Source organism: Oceanibaculum sp. (genome assembly GCF_022449305.1).
In the GTDB taxonomy this organism is placed as follows: Bacteria; Pseudomonadota; Alphaproteobacteria; order Oceanibaculales; family Oceanibaculaceae; genus Oceanibaculum; species Oceanibaculum indicum.
Genome location: NZ_JAKUSO010000046.1, coordinates 22,722 through 28,885, shown reverse-complemented (window position 1 = coordinate 28,885; position 6,164 = coordinate 22,722). Strand labels below are relative to the sequence as shown.

Genomic DNA, 6,164 nt, shown 5'->3' with positions numbered 1-6,164 from the left:
GACTGGCGAAGGCGTGGCGCAGCACATGCGGCGACACCTTCTCGTGGTCAATGCCGGCGGCAATCGCCAGCTCCTTCAGCAGCTGCGCGAAACGATGCCGGGTGAGGTGCCCGCTCTCGCCGCGCGAGGGGAACAGGAAGGGCGATTTCTGTCCCTCCTTCAGGAAGGCATCGCGGTCCTCCCGATAGGCCGCGACCGCGCGGATGGCGGCCTCGGTCAGCGGCACCATGCGTTCCTTGCCGCCCTTGCCGCGCACGATCAGCATGCCGGTATCGCGCGTCACTGCCGCCAGCGGCAGGCCGACCAGTTCGGAAACGCGCAGGCCGCTGGCATAGAGCAGCTCCAGCAGCGCCAGCATGCGCACGCCCTCCGGTCCCGGCAGGGCGGAGGCGGCATCCAGCAGTCTTTCGACCTCCGCCTCGCTCAGGATCTTCGGCAAGGGGCGGCTACGGCGCGGCGCATCGACCACGGTGCAGGGATTGTCCTCGCGGAAACCCTCGGCATGCAGGAATTTGTGGAACTGCCGCAGCGCCGACAGTCGTCGGGCAGAGGTGCTGGCCGCCATGCCGGCCCGGGACAGCCCGGCCATATAGTCCCGGATATCGGCGGTGCTGGCCGCATCGGTGCTGCGTTTGCGCCGGGTCAGAAAATCCGTGAAATCCTCCAGGTCACGCCGGTAGGCCTGCAGCGTATTGGCGGCAATGCCGCGCTCGGCGACCAGCATTTCCAGGAAGGTCTCGACAGCATGACCGGTGGGCATCGTCCGGCGTTCCGGCTAGAAGCCGTGCGCGATGGCGGCTTCCAGCGCCAGCTGCCGCGCGGCTTCCGGCTGGCCGGCCTGGCGCAGCGCCTGCACGATACGGCGCAGCGGCACGGTATCGACCTGTTCCAGAGGCTCGCTGCCCGCGGCGACCAGCGCCAGCGCCAGTGTCTCGCCGGTGCGGCCTTCCTGAGTGGCGCTTTCGAGTGCGAACCAGAGCGTCGGCGAGGGCAGGGCAGTGGCCTGGCTGTAGGGCCCGTCCAGCCAGCCGCGCCACAGCGTGGAGGGCACCGGCTCGCCACTGGCATCCAGCAGCGCTGTCAGCAGGGTGGCACGTGCCGGTCCTTCGTTCGGGCGGGCGGCAATCAGCGCGTTCAGGGACGCTTCCAGTGCGGTGTTTTCCCAGACGGTGGCGGTATCGTCACCGGCCAGCCGCGCCAGCGGCCAGAGCCGCAGCCAGGCCGTCGCCGCCATCTCGTCAAAGCGGCCGCGATCCCGGATCGCCAGCAGCCAGGGGCGGGCCTCTTCGGTCTTGCCGGCGGCATAGAGCGCATGCGCTGCCGGTTCGGCGAACCAGATCATCTCGCCGGTCGGCTGCATGCCGGCGATCAGCCCCGCATACAGCCGCGCGGTCGCTGCATAGTCACCGCTGTCCTGGGCGATGCGCAGCGCGGCGGCGATGGCCTCCGTCCGGGCGAGCGGTACGCTCTCCTCGCTGGCGAGCCGGAACAGATGGGCGCGGCTGGCGATGTCGGACTTCTTCTCGGCCGCCGCGATGGCGCCGGCAAGCTGCGCCGGGGTCGCGGGATAGGCCTTGTACAGGGCTGCCAGCCGTTCGGCGGGGACGATGCCCAGCGCCAGCCCGCGCTCGGCGGCGGCGATGCTGATCTCGGCGGCGGGATAATCGCTTTTGGCCAGTGCGGCCAGCACGGCCGGCGGCGCGTCCGCCACGGCGTCAGCCGGCACCGGCATGTTCGCCGCCTTCAGCAGCGCCAGATGCAGCGCGGTCGGCGCCGGCAGGCTGTCCAGCACCACCGTGTGGCCCATGACGGCATCGATCAGCCGGTTGAAGGCACGGTCTTCCGGCACCCGCATCTCGCGCAGCACGGTCATGCCGAGGTCGACCCGGCTGCTTTCCCGCGCCAGCGCATCGCAGACGATCTGCGCGCGGCGCCAGAAGGCGCTGCCATAGGTGCCGCCGACATTGCGGGCGATGGCGCAGGCCTGTTCGTCCTGGCCGCGCAGCAGGTGGGTTTCCAGCGACAGCCGGCTCAGCCCCTCGCTCTGCGCGCTCCGCGGCAAATTGTCGAGCAGTGCGGAGAGATCATCCAGCGCGCCCATCTCACGCAGGGCCTGCGCCCGGATCGTCAGCACGGTACCTTCCGGCCCTTCCTCGGCGGCGGCCGGGGGCAGCAGAGCGGGCGAGATCAGCAGCCGGCGCTGTACCGAATGGGGGGTGTGGCTGCCGGGCATTTCCGGCAGGGATTCCAGCAGCCGCTGCGCCACGGCGCGCGGCGTACCGTTCCAGATATCTTGTCCGAATCCCTGCCCGGCCGTGCCCAGCGAATCGAGCGTGGGGGCTGGCAGCATATTGCTGGACACCGGGACCGGCATCGGGACGCGCAGCGAGGGCGTGCCGTCCGTCTGCAGGGGAGTACCTTGCAGGGGGCCGGTTTGCGATGGCGCAGCCGGCGCGGCACGGTCGGTTGCCGAACCCGGCAGGGTTCCCGGAGAAGGGCTCTGGGAGGGCTGCGGTGCCGCCGTCGGCGGGCGCTCATCCTGACCCGGCAGCGGGAACAGGCGCAGCGGCTGGCCGCTGCTCTGCGCCAGGGCCGGCAGGGCAGCAAGCGCAAGGGCGAGCGCCAGGCCGGACGCCCGTGCGGCGCGGCTAGTTCTTGAAACGGTCATTCGGGATCACCTTCTCGACCGGCGTGGTCGGCGGCGCGACATTGCCTGAAACCAGAAAGGCGCCGCCGCCAACGATGAGAAGCAGAAGCAGGACGATGAAGACGAGAAGAGCCTTGAGCATGGAAACCGATGCGCTGTGCAGATAAAGGCGAAAAAGCTGCCGGGATGGATAATTGCGACTATATATACATGCTCAATGGCATTTTCGCGGCATATCCATTCATGAACGCCACTTTAACGGCGCTGGCGCGGGCTTTCAACGAAGCCCCCACCGGCAGGCCAGTGGGCAGGTCCTGCGCCCTGGCGGGAGAGTCTCTTGCCATGCGCGCCGCATTGCCGATGATATGTGGATGACAATGGTACCGAAACATATCCCCAAGACCATCGCGCTGGTTGGCCTGATGGGCGCCGGCAAATCGGCCGTCGGCCGCCGCCTCGCCGCGCGGATGGGCCTGCCCTTCATCGATGCGGATACCGCGATTGAGGAAGCAGCGGGCTGCACCATCGAGGAAATCTTCGCCCGTCACGGCGAGCCGGAATTCCGCGATGGCGAGCGGCGCGTGATCCAGCGGCTGCTGGAAAGCGAGCCCCTGCATGTGCTGGCCACCGGTGGCGGTGCCTTCGTGAACGTGCAGACCCGCGCCCGGCTGAAGCAGCAGGCCGTCACCATCTGGCTGCGCGCCGATCTGGAGACGCTGCTGGAGCGTGTCGCCAAGCGCAGCAACCGGCCGCTGCTGAAACAGGGCGACCCGCGCGCCGTGCTGGAAAAGCTGATCGCGGACCGCTATCCGATTTACGCCGAGGCGGATATTGTGGTCGATACGGCCCCCGGCCCGGTCGAGGAAACGGTGGACCGCGTACTGGCCGCGCTGACCGGTTTCCTGGACCGCGAAGAGACCCTTACCGAACGGACTGCCGCCTCGTGACCGCTCTTTCCAACGCTGCCTCTTCCGCCGCCGCCGATTACGACACGCTGTCGGTCGATCTCGCCGGCCGCGCCTATGACATCCAGATCGGCGAGGGGCTGCTGGCCCGGGCCGGCATGCTGTCGCGCCCGGTGCTGCGCCAGCCGCGTGTCATCATCGTCACCGACAGCCATGTGGCGCCGCTGCACCTGAAGACCGTTGAAGAGAGCTACCGTGCCGCCGGCATCGACGCGGCCTCGGTGGTCGTGCCGGCCGGCGAGGGCAGCAAGCGGTTCGACCGGCTGCAGGCGCTGCTCGACGATCTGCTGGATGCCCGCATCGAACGCCGCACCACGCTGGTGGCGCTGGGCGGCGGTGTGATCGGCGACCTGACCGGCTTCGCCGCGGCGATCCTGCTGCGCGGCATCGACTTCATCCAGATTCCGACCACGCTGCTGGCCCAGGTGGACAGCTCCGTCGGCGGCAAGACCGGCATCAACACCCGTCACGGCAAGAATCTGGTCGGCGCCTTCCACCAGCCGCGCCTGGTGCTGGCCGATACCGGCGTACTGGATACGCTGCCGCGCCGCGAGTTGCTGGCCGGCTATGCCGAGGTGGCGAAATACGGGCTGCTGGGCGATGCGGAGTTCTTCGCCTGGCTGGAGGCGAACGGCGCCGCCCTCGTTGCCGGCGATATGGAAAAGCGCCGGCATGCGGTGAAGGTCAGCTGCGCGGCCAAGGCCGCCATCGTCGCCCGCGACGAGAAGGAGACAGGCGACCGCGCCCTGCTGAATCTGGGACACACTTTCGGCCATGCGCTGGAGGCGGAGACCGGCTTCGGCGAGATGCTGCTGCATGGCGAAGCGGTTGCCATCGGCATGGTCATGGCCTTCGACCTGTCGGCTCGGCTGGGCCTGTGCCCGGCGGAGGATGCGGTGCGCGCGCGCCGGCATCTTCAGGATGTCGGCCTGCGCGTCAGCCCGCTGGAGGTCGCCGGCCGCCAGCACTGGTCGGTGGACGAGCTGCTGGGCCACATGGCCAAGGACAAGAAAGTCGCGGATGGCCGGATCACCTTCATCCTGGCGCGGGGCATCGGCAAGGCCTTCATTACGCAGGACGTGGATGTCCAGGCGGTCCGCGACATGCTCGCCACTTCCATCGAAAGCTGACCGGAAATGACTCCCGAGCTTTGGCTCAACCTCGCCGCCATCGTTGTCCTGCTGCTGCTGTCTGCCTTCTTCTCCGGCAGTGAGACCGCCTTCACCGCGGCATCGCGGGCGCGCATGCATCAGCTCGCCAAAAAGGGCAGCAAGCCGGCAAACATCGTCAACACCCTGCGCGCGCAGAGCGAACGGCTGATCGGCGCCATCCTGATCGGCAATAATCTGGTCAATATCCTGGCGGCCTCGCTGACCACCAGCATCATGATCACGCTGTTTGGCCCAGAGGGCGTGGCCTGGGCAACGCTGATCATGACGGCAGTTGTCGTGGTGTTCTCGGAAGTGCTGCCGAAGACCTTCGCGCTGAACAATGCCGACCGTCTGGCGCTGCTGGTTGCGCCGGCGATCCGGCTGGTTGTGCTGCTGTTCGCCCCGGTATCGCGCACGGTGCAGTTGCTGGTGCGCGGCATCTTCCGGTTGTTCGGGGTGCCGATCACCGGCGATCTGGGCTCCGACGCCAGCGAGGAGGAACTGCGCGGCGCCATCGAGCTGCATCAGGGCGAGGAAGGCGAGGGGCATCACGAGCGCGCCATGCTGCACAGCGTGCTCGACCTCGGCGATGTCGAGGTCGGCGAGATCATGACCCACCGCAAGAATGTGGTGATGATCGATGCGGACCTGCCGCCAGACGACATCATCGACCAGGTGCTGAACAGCCCCTATACCCGCATCCCGCTGTGGCGCGAGGACCAGGACAACATCATCGGCGTGCTGCATGCCAAGGCGCTGCTGCGTGAGCTGCGCGGCCATGGCGGCGACATGAAGGGCATCGACATGGCGGCGCTGGCCAGCCCGCCCTGGTTTATCCCCGACACCACCACGCTGCTGGACCAGTTGCAGGCTTTCCGTACGCGCCGTGAGCATTTCGCCCTTGTGATCGACGAGTACGGCACGCTGATGGGCATCGTCACGCTGGAGGATATTCTGGAGGAGATCGTCGGTGAGATTTCCGACGAGCATGATGTCGCCGTGGTCGGCGTGCGTGCGCAGCCCGACGGGTCCTTCCTGGTCGATGGCACGGTCACGCTGCGTGATCTCAACCGGGAGTTCGACTGGAACCTGCCGGACGAGGAAGCCTCCACCATCGCCGGCCTCGTGCTGCAGGAATCCCGGCAAATACCGGAGGTTGGCCAGGTCTTCACCTTCTATGGCTTCCGCTTCGAGATATTGCGCAAGCAGCGCCACCAGATCACGCTCATGCGCGTCTCGCCGCCGCCAAAGAGTGCGGCCTGATTTGCCGATAACGACTCGCAGGCTATCAACTTCAAAGCGATCCTTGCCCACGTTTGATACGCAGGGTTGTGCCCCTGTGTCGATTGCTGCAAAGTAGCCCTACGATTGTGTGCAACTCTGGGCCGCGCCTAAAAAGGG

At 67.5% G+C, this 6,164-nt stretch carries 6 protein-coding genes; 3 read left to right on the top strand and 3 right to left on the bottom strand.

Going from position 1 to position 6,164, the window contains the following annotated elements; translation table 11 throughout:
* The 3 genes from MK313_RS13300 to MK313_RS13290 all read right to left on the bottom strand — a co-directional run.
* The coding region (locus MK313_RS13300) for a tyrosine recombinase (RefSeq protein ID WP_287782124.1) at positions 1-760 on the bottom strand (760 nt) is incomplete at its 3' end.
* A 15-nt stretch (positions 761-775) separates the two neighbouring features.
* Positions 776-2,668, bottom strand: coding sequence for a hypothetical protein (locus tag MK313_RS13295; RefSeq protein WP_287782122.1), 1,893 nt, complete (start codon positions 2,666-2,668; stop codon positions 776-778).
* Positions 2,649-2,789 (bottom strand): hypothetical protein, encoded by a 141-nt coding sequence (locus tag MK313_RS13290; RefSeq protein ID WP_183077986.1) that lies wholly within the window; start codon positions 2,787-2,789, stop codon positions 2,649-2,651. Before MK313_RS13290 ends, MK313_RS13295 begins: the two co-directional genes overlap by 20 nt.
* Before the next feature lie 235 nt (positions 2,790-3,024).
* Here MK313_RS13290 and MK313_RS13285 point away from each other — a divergent pair, with 235 nt between their 5' ends.
* Genes MK313_RS13285 through MK313_RS13275 form a run of 3 tightly spaced genes read left to right on the top strand, consistent with a single transcriptional unit; the run spans position 3,025 to position 6,026 of the window.
* A complete protein-coding gene (locus MK313_RS13285) occupies positions 3,025-3,594 on the top strand; it encodes a shikimate kinase (protein ID WP_322096608.1) in 570 nt (189 codons plus the stop codon).
* On the top strand, positions 3,591-4,742 hold the full coding sequence (gene aroB, locus MK313_RS13280; protein ID WP_287782120.1) for a 3-dehydroquinate synthase: 1,152 nt from the start codon (positions 3,591-3,593) through the stop codon (positions 4,740-4,742). The genes MK313_RS13285 and aroB overlap by 4 nt, the downstream gene beginning before the upstream one ends.
* Positions 4,743-4,748: 6 nt before the next feature.
* Positions 4,749-6,026 carry an HlyC/CorC family transporter gene (locus MK313_RS13275; protein WP_121220904.1) on the top strand — a complete coding sequence of 426 codons (1,278 nt, stop codon included), beginning with the start codon at positions 4,749-4,751 and terminating at the stop codon, positions 6,024-6,026.
* The last annotated feature ends 138 nt before the right edge of the window (positions 6,027-6,164 follow it).